General features: G+C 50.4%; 1 protein-coding gene. It reads left to right on the top strand.

All coding sequences use genetic code 11. The features are described from left to right. A partial coding sequence (locus OH705_RS27995; RefSeq protein WP_267303534.1) for a hypothetical protein occupies positions 1 to 256 on the top strand: 256 nt, incomplete at both ends.

The following is a 256-nucleotide window of genomic DNA, read 5'->3' as shown; positions in this document are numbered from 1 at the left end:
ATTGCGCGGAAGCAAAAGCTGCAGCCGTAGCCATGAAAAAAGCATTCGGCAAAGAGCCCGCATACGTACGCGAAGGTGGCTCCATCGGCGCAATCGTAAGCATGAAAAAGGTGCTGGGCAAAGATTCGATGTTCCTCGGACTTTCACTTCCAGAACATGGCTACCATGCTATCAACGAAAACTTCGATTGGCAGCAAGGCTCAGGCGGCATCAAAATGTTCGTCGCCTACTTCATGGACCTTTCTGAGTTGAAAGC

It is taken from the genome of Pseudomonas sp. BJa3 (assembly GCF_026343815.1).
Taxonomy (GTDB): Bacteria; Pseudomonadota; Gammaproteobacteria; order Pseudomonadales; family Pseudomonadaceae; genus Aquipseudomonas; species Aquipseudomonas soli.
Note: the sequence above shows the minus strand (reverse complement) of the source record. Positions and strands in the feature narration are given on the sequence as shown.